At 62.6% G+C, this 18,903-nt stretch carries 15 protein-coding genes; 8 read left to right on the forward strand and 7 right to left on the reverse strand.

All coding sequences use genetic code 11. The annotated features are described in order from the left end of the window. The first annotated feature begins 38 nt into the window (after positions 1-38). The 8 genes from CGA21_RS04365 (at position 39) to CGA21_RS04400 (ending at position 11,190) form a co-directional block, all read left to right on the forward strand. Positions 39-1,289: an OprD family porin gene (locus CGA21_RS04365; RefSeq protein WP_188263614.1), complete on the forward strand. Its 1,251-nt coding sequence runs from the start codon at positions 39-41 to the stop codon at positions 1,287-1,289. A gap of 1,004 nt (positions 1,290-2,293) precedes the next feature. Next, the gene (locus CGA21_RS04370; RefSeq protein ID WP_188263615.1) at positions 2,294-3,997 is read left to right on the forward strand and encodes an AMP-binding protein; all 1,704 of its coding nucleotides are present in this window, start codon (positions 2,294-2,296) and stop codon (positions 3,995-3,997) included. Between the two features lie 103 nt (positions 3,998-4,100). Next, on the forward strand, positions 4,101-5,609 hold the full coding sequence (locus tag CGA21_RS04375) for a CoA-acylating methylmalonate-semialdehyde dehydrogenase (protein WP_188263616.1): 1,509 nt from the start codon (positions 4,101-4,103) through the stop codon (positions 5,607-5,609). Between the two features lie 52 nt (positions 5,610-5,661). Then, a complete protein-coding gene (mmsB, locus tag CGA21_RS04380) occupies positions 5,662-6,558 on the forward strand; it encodes a 3-hydroxyisobutyrate dehydrogenase (protein WP_188263617.1) in 897 nt (298 codons plus the stop codon). After that, the gene (locus CGA21_RS04385; protein ID WP_188263618.1) at positions 6,555-7,643 is read left to right on the forward strand and encodes an enoyl-CoA hydratase/isomerase family protein; all 1,089 of its coding nucleotides are present in this window, start codon (positions 6,555-6,557) and stop codon (positions 7,641-7,643) included. The genes mmsB and CGA21_RS04385 overlap by 4 nt, the downstream gene beginning before the upstream one ends. Positions 7,644-7,660: 17 nt before the next feature. After that, positions 7,661-8,812, forward strand: a complete 1,152-nt coding sequence (locus CGA21_RS04390) for an acyl-CoA dehydrogenase family protein (RefSeq protein ID WP_020800496.1) — start codon at positions 7,661-7,663, stop codon at positions 8,810-8,812. A gap of 63 nt (positions 8,813-8,875) precedes the next feature. Beyond that, positions 8,876-10,504: a methyl-accepting chemotaxis protein gene (locus CGA21_RS04395; protein ID WP_188263619.1), complete on the forward strand. Its 1,629-nt coding sequence runs from the start codon at positions 8,876-8,878 to the stop codon at positions 10,502-10,504. A 32-nt stretch (positions 10,505-10,536) separates the two neighbouring features. Next, positions 10,537-11,190, forward strand: a complete 654-nt coding sequence (locus CGA21_RS04400) for a TetR/AcrR family transcriptional regulator (protein WP_188263620.1) — start codon at positions 10,537-10,539, stop codon at positions 11,188-11,190. Positions 11,191-11,306: 116 nt separating this feature from the next. On the opposite strand, the gene CGA21_RS04405 is transcribed toward CGA21_RS04400, so the two are convergent. The 7 genes from CGA21_RS04405 to CGA21_RS04435 form a co-directional block, all read right to left on the reverse strand. Continuing rightward, positions 11,307-12,314, reverse strand: coding sequence for an Ldh family oxidoreductase (locus tag CGA21_RS04405; protein ID WP_110752478.1), 1,008 nt, complete (start codon positions 12,312-12,314; stop codon positions 11,307-11,309). A 93-nt stretch (positions 12,315-12,407) separates the two neighbouring features. Further along, positions 12,408-13,241, reverse strand: a complete 834-nt coding sequence (locus CGA21_RS04410) for a substrate-binding periplasmic protein (protein WP_110752476.1) — start codon at positions 13,239-13,241, stop codon at positions 12,408-12,410. A gap of 58 nt (positions 13,242-13,299) precedes the next feature. Next, a complete protein-coding gene (locus tag CGA21_RS04415) occupies positions 13,300-13,959 on the reverse strand; it encodes an amino acid ABC transporter permease (RefSeq protein WP_110752474.1) in 660 nt (219 codons plus the stop codon). Next, positions 13,956-14,597: an amino acid ABC transporter permease gene (locus CGA21_RS04420; protein ID WP_110752473.1), complete on the reverse strand. Its 642-nt coding sequence runs from the start codon at positions 14,595-14,597 to the stop codon at positions 13,956-13,958. The genes CGA21_RS04415 and CGA21_RS04420 overlap by 4 nt, the downstream gene beginning before the upstream one ends. Next, positions 14,597-15,406: an amino acid ABC transporter ATP-binding protein gene (locus CGA21_RS04425; protein ID WP_020800489.1), complete on the reverse strand. Its 810-nt coding sequence runs from the start codon at positions 15,404-15,406 to the stop codon at positions 14,597-14,599. Before CGA21_RS04425 ends, CGA21_RS04420 begins: the two co-directional genes overlap by 1 nt. Positions 15,407-15,419: 13 nt before the next feature. Further along, positions 15,420-16,727 (reverse strand): M24 family metallopeptidase, encoded by a 1,308-nt coding sequence (locus tag CGA21_RS04430; protein ID WP_188263621.1) that lies wholly within the window; start codon positions 16,725-16,727, stop codon positions 15,420-15,422. Between the two features lie 126 nt (positions 16,728-16,853). After that, positions 16,854-18,890 carry an NADH:flavin oxidoreductase gene (locus CGA21_RS04435; protein WP_110752471.1) on the reverse strand — a complete coding sequence of 679 codons (2,037 nt, stop codon included), beginning with the start codon at positions 18,888-18,890 and terminating at the stop codon, positions 16,854-16,856. Positions 18,891-18,903: the final 13 nt, after the last annotated feature.

Here is an 18,903-nt window from a genome sequence, read left to right on the forward strand (position 1 = left end):
GTGCGGGATCGGCTTGCCCATAACAACAAGAGACAAACATGAAACCTACCCTTTTCAGTCTATTCCTCGCAGGCACCAGCCTTGCCACTCAGGCCCACGCGGACTTCATCAAAGACAGCAAGGCCAGCCTGGAGCTGCGCAATTTTTACTTCAACCGAGATTATCGTCAGGCCAACGCCGCCCAATCCAAACAAGAGGAATGGGCCCAAGGCTTCCTGCTGCGCTATGAATCGGGCTTCACCGAAGGGTTGATCGGTGTCGGTTTCGATGCCATCGGACTGGTCGGCGTCAAGCTCGACTCAAGCCCTGATCGCGCAGGTTCCGGCCTGCTCAAACGCCATCGCGACACGAGCAAGGGTGCGCAGGACGAGTATGGCGAACTGGGGCTGACCGCCAAAGTGCGTGCTTCCAAAAGCACACTGAAACTCGGCACGTTGCTGCCGAAGCTGCCGACGGTACTGGCTAACGATTCACGGTTGTTGCCGCAAACCTTCAAGGGCGGTCAGTTGACGTCGCTGGAACTCGAAGGCCTGACCGTGGATGCCGGGCGCCTGACGCAGGTCAATCAGCGCGACTCCTCGGACTACGAGGACATGGGCATCACCCGAACGGGCGCCAAGGGCATTACCACACGTCACATCGACAGCGACCGCTTCGATTTCGCCAGCCTGAACTACAAATGGACCAGCAACCTCGCCACCGGCTATAGCTACGGTCACCTCGACAACTTCTACAGCCAGCACCTGGTCAACCTGACCTACGTGTTGCCAGTGACGACCGGCCAGTCGTTGAAGACGGATCTGCGCTTCGCCCGTTCAACGGACGATGGGGGCAGCAATGTCGATAACAACGCTATTGGCGCGATGTTTACCTACAACCTTGGTGGGCATGCGTTGGGCCTCGGTTATCAAGGCATGAGCGGCGATACCGGCTACGCCTACGTCAACGGCACCGACGCTTTCCTGGTGAACTTCGTGCAGATCGGGGACTTTGCCAGCAAGGACGAACAGTCCTGGCAGGCGCGCTACGACTACAACTTTGCGGCCATTGGCTTACCGGGCCTGACTTTCATGACCCGCTACCTCACGGGTGACAACATCGACCTGGGCGCAAACCGCCCGGAAGGCAAGGAGTGGGAACGGGATACCGACATTGGTTATGTCGTCCAGAGCGGGCCGCTGAAAAATGTCGGCGTGAAGTGGCGCAACGCGACGGTGCGCTCGACCCATTTCGGCAGTGACCTGGATGAGAACCGACTGATCCTCAGCTATACCCTGGCGCTCTGGTAAATCTCCTCCGCCACTCGGTGCCTCGCTTGGGCTCGGCATGCCAGAACGAAGGCATTGCTCCGTGGGTCGCCCGCGATCGACAGCAAAGCGAGGCGACCTTAAAGCCGACCTGACTTTGAGGGGTGAACCTCGCTCCCCTTTAGGAGCGAGCATGCTCGCGATGAACCTGAAAGCACTGCGGGCTACCAGGTGCCCCGCGTTATCGTTGACGACCATCGTCGGAACGCCGCCCGGAGCATGCTCGCTCCTACAGGGGATCGCGGACAGGGCTGCAATCAGGTCGGCTTTAAGGCCGCCTCGCTTTTGATTTTGCTTTTGCTTTGGCTTTGGCTTTGGCTTTGGCTTTTGATTTTCTTGCCCCATCGAGAGGCCGAGTGGAGGTTCTGCGCAGTGGGTAAACCGGCATGGATGCCGGTTTAGCCGCGCTGGGCCATGGATGGCCCTTCGCGGCGACCCACGGAGCAGGACCGGAGCGAGGGCATGCCGAGCCTTAGCGAGGCACCGAACGCCAGGGGCAAGAGCCCTTGGTTACTTGGGGCTCTTCCAAGTGACTCGCCGTAAGGGCGAAACCATAAGTGGCCGTTACCGCAGAAATGGATATGTACTCAGTCACAAAATCCCCATTGGCCCTCAAGACGCCTTCGCCGGCAAGCCTGGCGCCTTCAGTAAGGGCGCCCCGCATGACCTGACAGTGCGATCGGCCTGCCACCCAGCGCGCCACAGCTATGACTTTTCTGCACAACGCACCGGCTTTTATGAGCATTTTTAATTCATTTTTGCATGCATATACTGGACTCAAGCACCGGTCATGATCCGGGCCAGACCCAACAAAAACAAACAAGGGCATACACCGTGAAGACATCCATGCTTGCCATCGTCTCCCCGCTCCCAGGTACCCGCACGCGTCATGTACGCACCGCCGCCCGCAGCGAAGCGCCCCTCGCCGCCTGACCCTCCCGTACCCGTTACCGCGCCGATCGCCCCCGCGATCGATGGAGACTCCAATGAACAGCAACTGCCAACCCTTCATCAAAGCTCGTGATTTCCTGCTGGCCCATCGTACCGACTACGCCACTGCCACGCGGGACTTCCGTTGGCCGCAACTGAACGAATTCAACTGGGCGCTGGATTACTTCGATGCCATGGCCGAGGGCAACCAGGCCAACGCCCTGTGGATCGTCGAAGAAGACGGCAGCGAACAGCGCTACAGCTTCCAGCAACTGGCCGCGCGTTCCAACCAGGTGGCCAACCACCTGCGTGCCCTTGGTGTGCGCCGTGGCGAGCGCATCCTGCTGATGCTCGGCAACGACGTCGCCCTGTGGGAAACCATGCTGGCCGCCTTCAAGCTGGGCGCCGTGGTCATCCCTGCCACCGCACTGCTGACTTGCGATGACCTGGCCGACCGCATCGAACGTGGCCAGGTTCGCCATCTGGTGGTCGGTGCCGCCCATGTCGACAAGTTCGACGGCCTGGGTGAAGGCTGCAGCCGCGTCTGCGTCGGCCCGGCCCCCGCCGGCTGGACACCCCACAGCGCCGCCAGCGAATACTCCGAGCAGTTCGAAAGCGAGGGTCGCACCCTGGCCACCGACCCGATGCTGCTGTACTTCACCTCCGGCACCACCTCCAAGCCCAAGATGGTGTTGCACAGCCACCAGAGCTATCCGGTCGGCCACTTGTCGACCATGTACTGGATCGGCCTGCAGCCGGGCGACCTGCACTTGAACATCTCGTCACCGGGCTGGGCCAAGCACGCCTGGAGTTGCCTCTTTGCCCCCTGGAACGCCGGCGCCTGCATCTTCATCCATAACGTCGCGCGCTTCAGCGCCCCTGCCCTGCTGGGTGCCCTGGAGCGCTATGGCGTCACCAGCCTGTGCGCCCCGCCCACGGTCTGGCGCATGCTGATCCAGGAGGACCTGGCCAGTTACAAGGAGCGCCTGTGCCTGCGCGAACTGGTGGGCGCCGGTGAGCCGCTCAACCCGGAAATCATCGAGCAGATCCTGCATGCCTGGGACTTGCCATTGCGCGACGGTTTCGGCCAGTCTGAAACCACCGCCCTGGTCGGCAATACGCCCGGCCAATTGCTCAAGCCCGGCTCCATGGGCCGGCCGCTGCCGGGCTACCGAGTGACCATGCTCGACCCCGACGGGGCCCCTGGCAATGAGGGCGAAGTCGCCTTGCCGCTGGACGTGCGGCCACTTGGCCTGATGCTGTGCTATGAGCACAGCCCGGAAAAAACCGCCGAGGTGATGCGCGACGGTTACTACCGCACCGGCGACACCGCGCAGATCGACGATGATGGCTACGTCACCTTTGTCGGTCGCGCCGACGACGTGTTCAAGGCCTCCGACTACCGCATCAGCCCCTTCGAACTGGAGAGCGCTCTGATCGAGCACCCGGCGGTGATGGAATGCGCCGTGGTCCCCAGCCCCGACCCGCTGCGCCTGGCCGTGCCCAAGGCGTTCCTGATCCTGGCCCATGACGAACCCGGCAGCGCCGAGCTTGCCGGCAATATCCTCGCCTTCGCCCGCGAGCACCTGGCGCCGTACAAGCGAGTGCGACGCATCGAGTTCGTCACCGAGCTGCCCAAGACCATCTCCGGGAAAATCCGTCGGGTGGAGCTGCGCCAGATGGAAGTGCAGCGTCGGCAGAGTGACGCGCGCGGCGCACAAGAGTACTTCGAAGAAGACTTCCCTCAGCTCAAGGGCTGAACCCGGGCCGGTGCGCCGGCCCTCCTGAAACTCACATCCGACCACTCGGCCAACCAGGCCGAGGGGCCTCACTCGACTCAAAGAAAGCAGACAGGACCCGAAAATGACCTCATCCAGCGTTCCAAGCGTCAAGCTCCTCATCAACGGCGAGTTCGTCGAATCGCGCAGCACCGAGTGGCGCAACGTGGTCAACCCGGCCACCCAGGAAATCCTCGCTCGTGTGCCATTCGCCACCGCCGAGGAAATGGATGCCGCCGTGGCCAGCGCCAAGGAAGCCTTCAAGACCTGGCGCAAGACGCCAATCGGCGCCCGCTCGCGGATCTTCTTCAAGTACCAGCAGCTGATCCGCGAGAACATCAAGGAACTCGCCGCCCTGCTCACCGCCGAACAGGGCAAGACCCTGCCGGATGCCGAAGGTGATGTGTTCCGCGGCCTGGAAGTGGTCGAGCACGCCACCTCCATCGGTAACCTGCAGATGGGCGAGTTGGCCAACAACGTCGCGAACGGCGTCGACACCTACACCTTGATGCAGCCGCTGGGCGTGTGCGCCGGCATCACCCCGTTCAACTTCCCGGCGATGATCCCGTTGTGGATGTTCCCGATGGCCATCGCCACCGGCAACACCTTCGTCCTCAAGCCGTCCGAACAAGACCCGCTGGTGACCATGCGCCTGGTCGAACTGGCGCTGGAGGCCGGTGTACCCAAGGGCGTACTCAACGTCATCCACGGCGGCGTCGATGCGGTGAACCTGATTTGTGATCATCCGGACATCAAGGCCGTGTCCTTCGTGGGTTCGACCAAGGTCGGCACTCACGTCTACAACCGCGCCACGCAGAACGGCAAACGCGCACAGTGCATGATGGGCGCGAAGAACCATGCCATCGTCCTGCCCGATGCCAACAAGCAGCAGACCTTGAACAACCTGCTGGGCGCCTCCTTCGGCGCCGCTGGCCAGCGCTGCATGGCCCTGCCGGTAGTGATTCTGGTAGGTGAAGCGCAGACCTGGTTGCCGGACCTGATCGAGCGGACCAAAACCCTCAAAATCAATGGCGGCACCGAACCTGGCACCGACATCGGCCCGGTCATTTCCTGCGCTGCCCTGGATCGCGTCAACAGCCTGATCGCCAGTGGCATCGAAGAAGGCGCCAAGCTCGAACTGGATGGCCGCAACCCGAGCGTGCCTGGCTACCAGGACGGCAACTTCGTCGGCCCGACCATCTTCTCCAACGTCACCGCGCAAATGTCCGTGTACCGCGAAGAAATCTTCGGCCCGGTGCTGTGCGTCATGCAGGCCGCCAGCCTGAGCGAGGCGATCGAGATCATCAACGCCAACCCCAATGGCAACGGTACCGCCCTGTTCACCCGCTCGGGCGCGGCGGCCCGCCACTTCCAGGAAGAAATCGACGTTGGCCAGGTGGGCATCAACGTGCCGATCCCGGTACCGGTCCCGCTGTTCTCCTTCTCTGGTTCGCGCGCCTCCAAGCTCGGCGACCTGGGCCCTTACGGCAAGCAAGTGGTGACCTTCTACACCCAGACCAAGACGATCACCCAGCGCTGGTTCGACGAAGACGACGTCGTGGGCGCGGTGAACACCACTATCACCCTCAAATGATCTGTGGCGAGGGGATTCATCCCCTCGCCACCACACGCAAAAGGTAGTCATCATGCATATCGGATTTCTCGGCCTCGGCAACATGGGCGGCCCGATGGCCCGCAACCTGCTCAAGGCAGGCCATCGCCTGACCGTCTTCGATCCCTTCGCGCAGGCAGTCGCCGCGTTGGTGGAGGCCGGCGCCAGCGCCGCCGACTCACCCGCAGGCGTGGCCAAGGCCGGGGTTGAAGTGATCATCACCATGCTGCCAACCGCACACCACGTGAAGCAGGTCTATGGCGCCAAGGACGGCCTGTTGGCCAACATCGGCCCAGGTGTGCTGTTGATAGACAGTTCGACCATCGACCCGCTGAGTGCGCGCGAAGTTTCCAAAATCGCCCTTGCCCAAGGCAACCCGATGCTCGACGCGCCGGTCTCCGGCGGCACCGGCGGTGCGACGGCGGGCACCCTGACGTTCATGGTCGGCGGCCCCGTCAGCGTATTCGACCAGGCCTTGCCGATCCTCTCGGCCATGGGCAGGAACATCGTGCGCTGCGGCGAAGCCGGTAACGGCCAGGTGGCCAAGATCGCCAACAACATGCTGCTCGGCATCTCCATGGTCGGCGTCGCCGAGGCCATGGCCCTGGGTGTGGCCCTGGGCATGGACGCCAAGGTGCTGGCCGGTGTCATCGGCACCTCCACCGGTCGCTGCTGGAGTTCGGAGATCAATAATCCGTTCCCGGGCGTGCTGGAAAATGCGCCGGCCTCGCGCGGTTACAGTGGCGGCTTCGGCACCGACCTGATGCTCAAGGATCTCAGCCTCGCTACCGAAGCGGCGAAACACGCGCGCCAGCCGGTGGTGCTCGGTGCTGCCGCGCAGCAGCTGTACCAGACCTTCAGCCTGCAAGGTCATGGCGGCCTGGACTTCTCCGCCATCATCAAACTGTTCCAAGGGGAAGTTCAGGCATGAGCGGGCAGGCAGTCCCGGTATTGGCCAGCGTGCGTAACCGCATTGGCCACCTCACGCTGAACCGGCCCAGCGCGCTGAACACCCTGGACCTGCCCATGGTGACGCTGCTTTGGCGGCACCTGCGGGCCTGGGAGCAGGACCCCGACATCGTCGCCGTCACTGTCCGTGGCGCCGGGGAAAAAGCGTTCTGCGCCGGTGGCGACATTCGCATGCTGTACGACAGTCACCAGGCCGGTAGCAACCTGCACGAGCTGTTCCTCGAAGAGGAATACGCCCTGGAAGAATACCTGCACGGCTACGCCAAACCGGTGCTGGCGCTGCTGGACGGTTTCGTTCTGGGCGGCGGCATGGGCCTGGCGCAGGCGGCTTCGCTGCGGGTGATCACCGAGCGCACGCGCATGGGCATGCCGGAAGTCGGCATCGGCTTTTTCCCCGATGTCGGTGGCAGCTATTTCCTGCCGCGGCTTCCCGGTGAGCTGGGTATCTACCTGGGCGTCACCGGCTGCCAGGTACGGGCCGCCGATGCGCTCTATGCCGACCTCGCCGACTACTACCTGCCCAGCGAGCGCCTGGTCGAACTGGATGCCGCCCTGGATCACTTGAACTGGACCCGTGCGCCCGCAGAAGACTTGCAAGACCTGCTGGCGGGGCTGGCCGCCGAGCGTATTGCCGGATCGGAACTCAAGGCTTACCGCCAGGTGATCGATGACTATTTCTCCCTGCCTGATGTGTCGGCGATTCGCAATGCGCTGCAGCGCGAGCAACGTCCCGAGCTGCGCGACTGGGCCGAACAGACAGTCGCGCTGCTCGACAGCCGCTCGCCACTGGCAATGGCTACGACCCTGGAACTGTTGCGCCGCGGTCGATACCTGAGCCTGGCCGACTGTTTTGCCCTGGAGCTGCACCTGGACTACCAGTGGTTCGACAAGGGCGACCTGATGGAAGGTGTGCGCGCACTGATCATCGACAAGGACAAGACCCCACGCTGGAACCCGCCAACCCTGGCGGAACTGGTGCCTGCGCGGGTGCAGGCTTTCTTCAGCGACTTTCGCCCGGCCTCTGGCAAACCCCTTCGTACCGCCTGAACGGCAGGAGACTCGCAATGCACGATATCGAATTGACCGAAGAACAACGCATGATCCGCGACATGGCACGCGACTTCGCCCGCAGCGAAGTCGGCCCGCAGGCCCAGGCCTGGGAAAAGGCTGGTTGGATCGATGATGCCGTGGTGGCGCAGATGGGTGAACTGGGGCTGCTGGGCATGGTGGTGCCGGACACCTGGGGTGGCAGTTACACCGACTATGTGGCCTACGCCCTGGCCGTAGAGGAAATCTCGGCCGGCGACGGCGCCCTCGGCGCCTTGATGAGCATCCACAACTCAGTGGGCTGCGGCCCGCTGCTCAAATATGGCAGCCCTTCCCAGCAAGACACCTGGCTGCCGCTCCTGGCCAGCGGCCAGGCCATTGGCTGCTTCTGCCTGACCGAGCCACAGGCGGGCACCGAAGCGCACAACTTGCGCACGCGCGCCGAACTGCGCGACGGTCAGTGGGTACTTAATGGTGCCAAGCAATTCGTCAGCAACGGCAAGCGCGCCAAGCTGGCCATTGTCTTTGCCGTCACCGATCCGGAACTGGGCAAGAAGGGCCTGTCGGCGTTCCTGGTGCCCACCGACAATCCCGGCTTCGTGGTCGATCGCAGCGAACACAAGATGGGGATCAAGGCCTCCGATACCTGCGCGGTGACGCTGGATAACTGCACGATCCCCCAGGACCATTTGCTTGGCGAGCGCGGCAAGGGCCTGGCCATTGCCCTGTCCAACCTTGAAGGCGGTCGCATCGGCATCGCCGCCCAGTCCCTGGGCATCGCCCGCGCCGCCTTCGAGGCTGCGCTGGGGTATGCCCGCGAACGCATCCAGTTTGCCAAGCCGATCATCGAACACCAGAGCGTGTCCAACCTGCTCGCCGATATGCACACCCGGCTCAATGCTGCCCGCCTGCTGGTGCTGCATGCCGCGCGCCTGAAAAGCGCCGGGCAACCGTGCTTGTCAGAAGCGTCCCAGGCCAAGCTGTTCGCCTCGGAAATGGCTGAGCGCGTGTGCTCCAGCGCCCTGCAGATCCATGGTGGTTATGGCTACCTGGAGGACTACCCCGTGGAGCGCTACTACCGCGATGCGCGCATCACCCAGATCTACGAAGGCACCAGCGAGGTGCAACGCCTGCTGATCGCCCGGGAGCTGGCCCACTACGCGCTCTGAGCCCTTGGCCGGACGCGCCCTGCGCGCCGGCTGCCCCCTTGCCTGCCCCTTCTGGAGTTGCCCATGCTCGGCCTGCGTAATTTTTCCATCAGCCGCCGCCTGTGGTTGATCTTGCTGACGTCCATCCTGATGCTGCTGATTCTCGCCGGCCTGATGCTCAAGCAGAACCATGACGATCTCTATGCGGCCAAGGCCCTGAAAACCCGTCACGTGGTCGAGACCGTCAGCGGCATCCTGCGTCATTTCCAGACCCTGGAAGGCCAGGGTCTCGAGCGTGGACAAGCGCAGCAACAGGCCAGCGCGGTCATACGCAACCTGCGCTACGGCCACGACGACTACTTCTGGATCGAAGACCTCGACACACGCATGGTCATGCACCCCAACGCCAAGCTCGAGGGCAAGCGCATGGCGGGCACCCTCGACCCTGACGGCAAGGCACTGTTCGACGAGATGGTCGCCGTGGCAAACCGCGACGGCTCCGGCCTGGTGCACTACCGCTGGCCAAAGCCGGGCTCCGACGCGCCGGTGGAGAAGGTTTCCTATGTCGAACTGTTCAAGCCCTGGGGCTGGATCGTCGGCTCGGGCATCTACGTCGACGACGTACAAGTGGAGTTCCGCCGCCAGCTGATACAGGCTTTCGTCATCGTACTGACCATCGCCCTGCTGCTCAGCGCGCTGATCCTGCTGATCGCCCGCAGCATCGCCTTGCCCCTGGCGCAGGTGGTCAATGCCATGGAGAACATCGCCAGCGGCGAAGCCGACCTGACCCACAACCTGGACAGTCGCTGGCGCGATGAGCTGACCGCCCTGAGCAGCCACTTCAACGCGTTCACCCACAAGCTGCGCGCCGTGATCGGCCAGTCCATGCAGACCGCCGGCAACCTCGACCAGGCCTCGCAATCGCTTGGCGAGATTGCCAGCAACAGCCAGCGCCACAGCCAACAGCAATCCCAGCAAATGGAACTGGTGGCCGCCGCCATCCACGAAGTGTCCTATGCCGTGCAGGACGTGGCGAAGAACGCCGAACACGCGGCCAATGAAGTACGCCAGGCCGATGAGCAGGCACGCCAGGGCCAGCACAACATCGACAGCAGCCTGCGCCAGATCGACCAGTTGTCCGAGACCATCGGCCAGGCTGTCGAAGTGATCCAGAGCCTGGCGCAGGAAAGCACGCAGATCGGCAGCGTGCTGGAGGTGATCCGCGCCATCGCCGAGCAGACCAACCTGCTGGCGCTGAACGCAGCCATCGAGGCCGCGCGCGCGGGTGAACAGGGTCGTGACTTCGCCGTGGTGGCAGACGAAGTGCGCCTGCTGGCGCAGCGCACCCAGCAGTCCACCGCGCAGATCCAGGGCATGATCGAACGCCTGCAGGGCAACTCCGAAGCGGCGGTCGATGTCATCAATGCCAGCAGCCAGGCCGCTCGCCAAACCGTGGTACAGGCCCGCGAAACCGGTGAAAGCCTGCACCTGGTCATCACCGCGCTGCGCAATCTCACTGAACTGAACGCCTCGATTGCCAGTGCCACCCTGGAGCAATCCCACGTGGTCGAGGACATCAACCAGAATGTCACCCACGCCGCCTCGCTGGCCCACGAGAATGCCCTGGCGGCGGACCAGTCCAACGAGGCCAGCCAGAACCTGGGTCAACTGGCGGGCCATCTCAATCGGCTATTGGGGCAGTTTCGCCTTTGAAATGGATCAGCAACGATGGAGGTATCGCCTAGATGACAGCCTCGCAACCCATTGCCTCCCGCCCCGGCTCTTCGTTTGCGGGGGCCATCGACCAGGTGCACCACTCCCGCTACCTGGAAACCCGGCAAAAAGCCCTCGAGCTGTTCGCCCGATGTGGTTTCAGCCGGGTCAGCATGCGCGAACTGGCGGCTTATCTGGGGATCAAGGTCGGCTCCATCTACAACCACATCGACAGCAAGGAGGCACTGCTGTTCGAGTTGATCGAGGAGCTCTACGAACAGTTGCTGCAGGGTGCCCGCCTGGTGAACCGGCGCAAATCCAGCCCCGCGGTACGACTGCACGCGTTGCTTGAAACGCACTTGCTGTTGCATGAGCGCATGGGCGCGCATTTTCGCCTGGCCGAGCATGACCTCCATTGCCTGGACAGCGAACAGCTTGGCTCGATCCTGGCGTTGCGCAGGCGCTACGAGGAACACCTGGTGACCACGATTGAACAGCTCACCGGTGTACCGGCGAGCGTCACCCTGCGCTCTACCTTGAGCGGCATCGTGTCCCTGCTCAACCAACTGCCGGCCTGGATTGCAGAGTCAACAGCGAGCAAGGGAACACGGCGCAAGCTGCTGCATGACATGGTCATGGGCGCCCTGAAGGGTGCGTTGCAGGCTCCCGGGCCTAAAGCGTCATGATCGGCCGTAGCAATGCCTGGCCGGTAGCGCAATGACAGCAGCCGGGCAAGCACGGCCCAACGTGACCGCCGCGCTTGAGCGTTTTCTGCCGCGGCCGGCGGTGGCGGAGGGTTTGACTATTCCACCTGCGCCTTGAACGCGTCGTACACCGATAACGGCAGGCTGATGCCCTCGCGGACCGCACGGGCATAGGCTTGCTCTTTGGCCTTGCCCGGCAGGTAAACGCCCAAGGTTTCAAGCCGCGTCATCTGCTCGCCCAGCCGTGAAGCAAAGCACTCGTCCAGCAACCTGGGAGCAATGCCAATCACCAGCATGCCTGACCCTGGGGATTCGCTGCCGGAACGGAAATCGGCTGCATCCAACGACCAGTTGGCCCCCGTCAAACCCGCCGCGAGCACCTCGACCATCAACGCGATGTTGGCGCCGCGACCGCCCCCGAATGCCAGCAACGTCCCGTGCAATGCCTCCCGCGCGCTGCGCGTTTCATTGCCTTGTGCATCAACCGCCCAGCCTGGCGGTATCGCCTCCCCCGCTTCAGCGGCCCGAAGCAGGTTGACGTAGGCCGTGGCGCTGCTGGCTTGGTCAATCGCCAGTAAACGACCTGCAGCACTGGCGGCGGCCAATGCGATGGGGTTGGTGGAGTACAGCGGCCGGCTCTGGCCCGCCACGGTGAGCAGCGGTGAGCCATTGGTGAACGCCAACGCGACCAGCCCCTCGCGCGCCAGGCGACGGGTGTAATAGCCCAATTCGCCACAGGTGAAAGCGTTGAACTGCGCAAACAGGGCGATACCCAGTTGATGCGCATTGCTGCACAGCGCCGGGAAAGCGCGATCGAACCCCAGTTGCGCGATGCCTTGGGCCGCGTCGCAGCGGATCATGGCCGGCGCGACCTGGGTCACGATGGGCTCCGCAGCCCTGGCGATTCGGCCGGTGGCAAAGCCGCTGAGGTAATCAGGCAAATGCCCGAAACCGACCTCGTGTTGGCCATGGGCCTGGGCTGATACCGTGGCGTTGGCAAGCGCCGAGGCCACGGCCTGGCTGGTACCGTGGGCCAGGCAGAGTTGTTGTGCGAAGGTGGTGGCCTCGGCCAGAGACAGGCGCTTGTGGGGTTTATCGTCGTCCATGGTGGCTTCAATATTCTCGGATTGTAGGTGTGCCGCAGCTTGAGAACTTGCAGGAGCTGCGCTGGCCGCTCCTGCTCGTCCAGTTGATTATCTTTACTGGATCATCCTTGGCTCACCCACCTTCGCAGCCTCGCGGTCCAGGCCAAACGAGGCGAGGATTTCAGCGATTTCGCCCGAGGCATGCAAGGCCTGGATGTTCTTGCCCAGCGCCTCGCCCAAGGCTGCGTTGGACTTGGTGTACGGGAAGGCGCTCTGCCCAGGCTCAAGCGTGGCCTTGACCCGTTGATCGGGCTCGGACACCCTGATGCTCTTGCCGGGGTACGCGCCCTTCTGCTGCGAAGAGACCCCCACCGCGAAGCTGTCGGCGCCGACCTGGATGCGCTTGGACGCCAGGTCCTGGGCCATGGCCACCGGGTTCGGGTAGAGCACCAGATTATCGCCAAAGGCTTTCTTCAAATCGTCCACCCAGAGGTAGCCCTGCACGGTGCCGATGCGCTTGCCGTCCAGTTCGGAAATCTTCGTGTAGCCCTCATCCGAAATAATGCCCATCACGTCCAGGTACAACGGTGCCGACAACCCCAACGCCTTGCTGCGCTCTGCCGTGCGGTACCAGTCACCGATGCCGACATCGGCGCGCTTTGCCACCACCGCCTGCACCACCGCAGCGGTGTCCACCACCATGGTCTTGACCTTCAGGCATTCGCGCTCGGCGATGCGCTTGATGATCTCGCCATCCACGCCGCTCAACTGGTTGTTCGGCCCCGGTATCGAGTAAGGCGGGAAGACATACGCCGCCACGGTCAGCACACCCGGCGTAATGGTTTCAAACTGGTTTGCCGGGGTGCATTCGGCCAGGGCGTACGGCGCGCCAGCCAGGGTCGAACACAAGAACATCCAACGGGTAAAATGTTTGAATGAGCGAGTCATGACGTCACCTTTGCAATAAGAGAGCAGCAGCCGAAAACGGCGTGAGTGGCATTTGTTGTTATGGCTGGCTGGGTGCCAGTCTTTTTTCCAGCGCCGCCACGCCCAGGGTTGCCGGAGCACAGACAGCGGCATACATCAAACCGGCCAGGATCAGCACCGGCATGTACTCGAACGTGGAGGAACCTATGGAGGACGCCCGGCTGACAATTTCTGGCAGGGCGATGGTGAAACACAGCGACGAAGCCTGGAACATCATGATCGAAAACCCCAGCAACGACGGCAGCGCTACCCGCAAGGCCTGAGGCAGGATCACAAAGCGCAGGGCGTCGAATCGGTTGAGGCCGATCACCTCAGCGGCCTCGGTTTGCCCTGGGGCCACCGCCTCGATGCCACCGCGAATGATTTCACTGGTGTAGGCCGCCGTGCAGTACGCCATGGCCAGCGCGGCAGCCCAGAACGAGGTCAAGGTCAGGTTGACGCTGGGCAGGCCAAAGTAAAAATACTGCAGCAGGATCAACGCTGGCGCACCGCGCCCAAACTCCACGATGACCAAAGACGGGTAACGCAACCAGCGGCTCGGGGCCGAGACACCGAGTGCCAGCACCAGCCCCAGGACAATACCCAGGCCCAGGCTCACCGCCGTGACCTGCATCGACAACACAAAGCCCTTCCACAACTCCGGCAGCCATTGGGCCCACATCGTCAGCAGTTCGCTCATCGGGCAATCCTCTGTTTCAACGAGGCCGAGAGCCAACGGGAGAACAAGGCCACCGGCACGCTGAGCACCAGGTAAACCACCGCCGCCGCGCTGTAGACGCTCAGGCCCTGAAAGGTTTGTTGTGAAACTTGATAGGCCTGGAAGCTGATATCGCCGACGCCAATGGTCGAGGCCACCGCCGAATCCTTGAGCAGGCCAATAGCGTAGGTGGCCGAGGTGGGAATGGCGATGCGCACCAACTGCGGTAACACCACATCGAAAAACCGTTGCGATGCCGACAGGTTAAGCACATAGGCGGCTTCGAATTGCCCGGCGGGAATGGCCGCGAAAGCACCGCGGTACACCTCGGACATGTGCGCCGCCGTAATCAGCCCCAGGCCGACGACTGCCGCGGTAAACGGCGACAGGCTGATATAGCCGCCACCAATGCCAAAGAAGATGAAAAACAGCCAGACAATCGGCGGAATGGAGCGCAGGGTCAGCACCAGCATGGCCGCCAGAAAACGCAGGGGCTTGACCCTGGACAGGCGCAGGGCACAGATCGGAAACCCCAGCACCACACCGACGCAGAAGGCAAGCACGGTGACCGCAATGGTCCACGGCACACCGTTCAACAGCATCATCAGGATGTCTTGCATCAGCGATTCCTCACGGCCTGGAGGAACTGGATCACCCGTTCATGCTCGGGCTGGCGCATCACTTGCTGGCTCGGCCCCTGCTCGATGATTCGCCCCTCGGCCATCACCACCACGCGGTCGGACACGGTTTCGGCGAAGTGCATTTCGTGGGTCACGACGATCATCGACATGCCTTCGCAGGCGAGCTCTTTCATCACCGCCAGCACCTCCAGGCCTAGCTCGGGGTCCAGCGCCGAGGTCGGCTCATCGAACAGCATCAATTCAGGGTCCAGTGCCAGGGCGCGGGCGATGGCGATCCGTTGTTGCTGGCCACCGGAACAGCGCGCCGGATAATGCTGGGCCTTGTCGGCCAACCCCACGCGTTCGAGCAGTTGCATGGAACGGGCGTCGGCCTCTTTGGCGCTGCGGCCCAAGGTACGGATTTGCGCCAGGCTGACATTGCGCAGTACCGTCAGGTGCGGAAAAAGATTAAACGACTGGAACACCATGCCAATGCGCCGGCGTAGCTTGAGCAGCTCCGTACGGGGTAACGCCTTGCCAGCTTCGATGTGCACGCCATCCATACTGACCCGGCCCTGGGTCGGCGGCTCCAACTGATTGATACAGCGCAGCAAGGTACTCTTGCCCGAACCACTGGGCCCGATAATGGCCACCACCTCGCCCTTGCTCATTTCAAAACACACGTCGTGCAGGACGGGATAGGGGCCAAACTGCTTATGAATTCCCTCCAGGCGCAAGAACGGTTCGGCGCTGGCCACCGGGCGCGGTGCCAAGGAGGGCGCGGATTCGATCACGGTCATACTGCTCATGTTTTTGCTCCAGCTATCGATCGCCGTCGACTAAGGGCGTGCGCGAAAGTTTTATCGGCCCGTTGGCGCTGATCAGCACCTGTTCTTCGAGCTTCACCCCTTCCCCACCGCCTTGTTCACCGATGTAACTTTCCACCGACACCACCATGTTTTCCTCGAACAGGCCGTCGTAACCCCACTCGGCGAAATCCACGGCGTAGGCGACGCTGGGGTACTCGTCCACCAGGCCGACTCCGTGCAGCATCATCATGTAGCGGTTGTGCTCAAAGCGCTTGGGCACAGGCCAACAGTGTTCGGCAAACTCGCGAAAGGACAGGCCCGGGCGCAGCAGTTCGACGTTGTGGTTGATCTGCTGCGAGGCGATTTCCAGCAAGTCGCGCTGGGCCGTTGTCGGCGCCTTGCCGGGGCAGACGAAGCTGCGAGAGATGTCCGAAAGGTAACCACCGGGCCCGACCATGTCGGTGTCAAAACAGACCATCTCACCGGCCTTGATGACCTTGTCGGTGGCGTCCTGGAACCACGGATTGGTGCGCGGCCCGGAGCTGAGCAAGCGGCTTTCGGCCCATTCCCCGCCGTGCGCGACATTAGTCCCGTGCATGATGCTCCACAGCTGGTTTTCAGTGACCCCCGGCACCAGGCTTGTGCGCATCCGGGCAATGGCCAGGTCGCACACGCCCATGGAGACCCGGTGGCTGGCCACCTCTTCCGCCGACTTGATCAAGCGTGCCTGCTCCATCAACGGCTGCGCATCGAACAGTTCAATGCCCTTATGCGTCAGGCGCTGCGCGCCCCAAGGGTCACAACGGTCCACCGCCAAGCGGCGATTGCCGCCACCGTGGCGGGTCATCAGGTCCGCCACTTCCCGGGCCCAGCGCTCGGCTTTTTCCTGCACGCGGGGGCCGGCAAGAAAATACAGCCAGGGAATCGCCGGGCGAATTTCATCGATGGTTTCCACGTGCTCGCTGTTGTGCCGGCTGCTGGTGAACTCGAACAGCACCACCGGGCCGTCGGTGGCCACGAACACATAGCGGCTGGGCGAGTGCATCACCCACAAACCGAGGTTATTGGTGTCGGTGGCATAGCGAATATTGATCGGATCGGCCAACAGAATGCCGGCGTAATCCTGGGCACGCAGTTGCTCGCGAATACGCTCCAGGCGGTAATGACGCAGGGCTTTGCGGTCGATGGCGCTATACGCATCAAGTAACGCCGTGTCGACCGGCGCCAGGGCATGTTCAGTGACCTTGGCATCGCTGCGAAAGCGCAGGTCGCGTTCGGTTAACGCCGTGAGCAGCTCAATGGAATCAGAACCCGTATGCATGCAACAACCTCCGCTGGGAAGAGTTTGATGTTCATCAAATTCAATCAGTCCAACTGTTGGGGCAGTAACTAAAGGCTTCTAAATCAGGTGACGGCTGTCTTTATCGTGGTGGGCGACACACGGCAGCTAGAGGTCCTTGACCAGCCGCAGGGCATCGTAGATGGCCGCATGGGTATTGCGCGACGCCACGGCATCACCAATGCGGAACAACTGGAAGCGCCCTTCGGGGTTGCTCGCAACGGTTTGCGGCTTGCCGACAATCAGGTCCATGTACTCCACGGCGCCCTCGTTGCTGGCCAGGGGCTTGAGTTCGAAATACAGTTCATCCAGCGGCCGGGTGCCGTGGTTGACCACCACCTGATCCACCCGGCGTGTTTTAGTCAGGTCACTGTAATCGGTGCCGATCGTAGCCAGAAACTGGTCGCCTTGTTTCTCCACAGCCTTGAGCCGGTAGGTGACGGTAAAGGTGGTGTCCAGTTGCTGCAACGAGCGCATGTAGGGCACCAGGTTCATGCCCATGACTTCCGGCGCGAACGAGCGGTCGGGGGTCATGATTTCAGTCTTGGCGCCACTGCGGGCGATGAATTCGGCGGCTTGCAGGCCGGCGTGGTCGCCCGCATCGTCGTACACCAGCACATTGCGCCCAGGCTTCACGTCACCGGAAATAATGTCCCAGCTTGAAACCAGGAATTGATTGCCGCGTTCCAGCACTTCGGTGTGCGGCAGGCCCCCGGTCGCCACGATCACCACGTCGGCATTTTCGTCGAGAACAATCGCGGTGTCTGCCCAGGTGTTGAAGTGAAACGTCACGCCAAGGCGCTCGCATTGCGCCATGCGCCAATCGATGATGCTGATCATTTCCTTGCGCCGCTCGGACTGCGCGGTCAGGCGAATCTGTCCGCCGGGTTTGTCCGCCAGCTCATACACCACCACCTCGTGGCCGCGCTCTCCTGCCACCCGAGCCGCTTCCAGGCCACCAGGGCCGGCGCCGACAATCACCACTTTGCGCTTGTGCGCAGCCTTGGGTATTTCATGAGGCATGGTGGTTTCACGCCCGGTCGCGGCGTTGTGGATGCAGTAGGCAGCGCCAGCGTTGTAAATGCGGTCCAGGCAATAGTTGGCGCCCACGCAAGGGCGGATATCGTCTTCACGGCCTTCGATGATCTTGCGCACGATGTGCGGGTCGGTCATGTGCGCGCGGGTCATGCCGACCATGTCCACCAGCCCCGAGGCAATGGCATGACGCGCCGTGGCCACGTCGGGAATTTTCGCTGCATGGAAGGTCGGGAAGCCGGTCAGCGCCTTGATTTCGCCGGCAAAATCCAGGTGCGGGGCATTGCGCATGCCCTGGATCGGGATGATGTCGGTCAGCCCGGCGTCGGTGGCGATGTTGCCGCGGATCACATTGAGGAAGTCGATCATGCCACTGTCTTTCAACAGTTGGGAGATCTGCAAGCCCTCCTCTTTTTGCAGGCCGCCAGCGAGGACTTCGTCCCCGGTGTAGCGAATGCCGACGATAAATTCCGGGCCCACGCGTTTGCGAATGGCCGTGAGCACATCGAAGGTAAAGCGCAGGCGGTTTTGCAGCGAGCCGCCATACGGCCCTTCCAGTTCGTTGGTCAGCGGCGACCAGAACTGGTCCATCAAGTGACCGTAGGCTTGCAGCTCGATGCCGTCCAGGCCGGCGGCTTTCATGCGTTCGGCGGCATCGGCGTAGTCGCGAATGATGCGGTCGATGTCCCACTGTTCGAGCTGCTTGGGGAAGGCGCGGTGTGCGGGCTCCTGATTGTGGGAGGGCGACACCACCGGTAGCCAGTCGCCTTTGTCCCAGCGGGTACGCCGGCCCAGGTGAGTGAGCTGGATCATCACCGCCGCACCATGTTCATGGCACTCGTCGGTCAGGTCTTTCATCCAGCCGACCACTTCGTCCTTGTAGGCCAAAATGTTGTTGAACACGGGCGGGCTGTCACGGGAGATCGCAGCGGAGCCTGCGGTCATGGTCATGGCTACACCGGCTTTGGCACGTTCGACGTGATAGGCCCGGTAGAGCTTTTTCGGCATCCCGTCTTCCGGGTAAGCCGGTTCATGGGAGGTGGTCATGATACGGTTGCGCAAGGTCAAATGCTTGAGGCGATAAGGCTGAAGTAGCGGATCGTTTTTCATATCGGTCTCGCAA

Origin of the sequence: Pseudomonas sp. PSB11 (assembly GCF_014596605.1) — a bacterium.
Lineage (GTDB): Bacteria > Pseudomonadota > Gammaproteobacteria > Pseudomonadales > Pseudomonadaceae > Aquipseudomonas > Aquipseudomonas umsongensis.

Bases quoted from the DNA above. Each gene is read 5' to 3' on its own strand.
- CGA21_RS04405 (WP_110752478.1), bottom strand. From the start codon at position 12,314: ATGGACGACGATAAACCCCACAAGCGCCTGTCTCTGGCCGAGGCCACC.
- CGA21_RS04400 (WP_188263620.1), top strand. From the start codon at position 10,537: ATGACAGCCTCGCAACCCATTGCCTCCCGCCCCGGCTCTTCGTTTGCG.
- mmsB (WP_188263617.1), top strand. From the start codon at position 5,662: ATGCATATCGGATTTCTCGGCCTCGGCAACATGGGCGGCCCGATGGCC.
- CGA21_RS04365 (WP_188263614.1), top strand. From the start codon at position 39: ATGAAACCTACCCTTTTCAGTCTATTCCTCGCAGGCACCAGCCTTGCC.
- CGA21_RS04375 (WP_188263616.1), top strand. From the start codon at position 4,101: ATGACCTCATCCAGCGTTCCAAGCGTCAAGCTCCTCATCAACGGCGAG.
- CGA21_RS04420 (WP_110752473.1), bottom strand. From the start codon at position 14,597: ATGCAAGACATCCTGATGATGCTGTTGAACGGTGTGCCGTGGACCATT.
- CGA21_RS04390 (WP_020800496.1), top strand. From the start codon at position 7,661: ATGCACGATATCGAATTGACCGAAGAACAACGCATGATCCGCGACATG.
- CGA21_RS04370 (WP_188263615.1), top strand. From the start codon at position 2,294: ATGAACAGCAACTGCCAACCCTTCATCAAAGCTCGTGATTTCCTGCTG.
- CGA21_RS04415 (WP_110752474.1), bottom strand. From the start codon at position 13,959: ATGAGCGAACTGCTGACGATGTGGGCCCAATGGCTGCCGGAGTTGTGG.
- CGA21_RS04385 (WP_188263618.1), top strand. From the start codon at position 6,555: ATGAGCGGGCAGGCAGTCCCGGTATTGGCCAGCGTGCGTAACCGCATT.
- CGA21_RS04435 (WP_110752471.1), bottom strand. From the start codon at position 18,890: ATGAAAAACGATCCGCTACTTCAGCCTTATCGCCTCAAGCATTTGACC.
- CGA21_RS04410 (WP_110752476.1), bottom strand. From the start codon at position 13,241: ATGACTCGCTCATTCAAACATTTTACCCGTTGGATGTTCTTGTGTTCG.
- CGA21_RS04425 (WP_020800489.1), bottom strand. From the start codon at position 15,406: ATGAGCAGTATGACCGTGATCGAATCCGCGCCCTCCTTGGCACCGCGC.
- CGA21_RS04430 (WP_188263621.1), bottom strand. From the start codon at position 16,727: ATGCATACGGGTTCTGATTCCATTGAGCTGCTCACGGCGTTAACCGAA.
- CGA21_RS04395 (WP_188263619.1), top strand. From the start codon at position 8,876: ATGCTCGGCCTGCGTAATTTTTCCATCAGCCGCCGCCTGTGGTTGATC.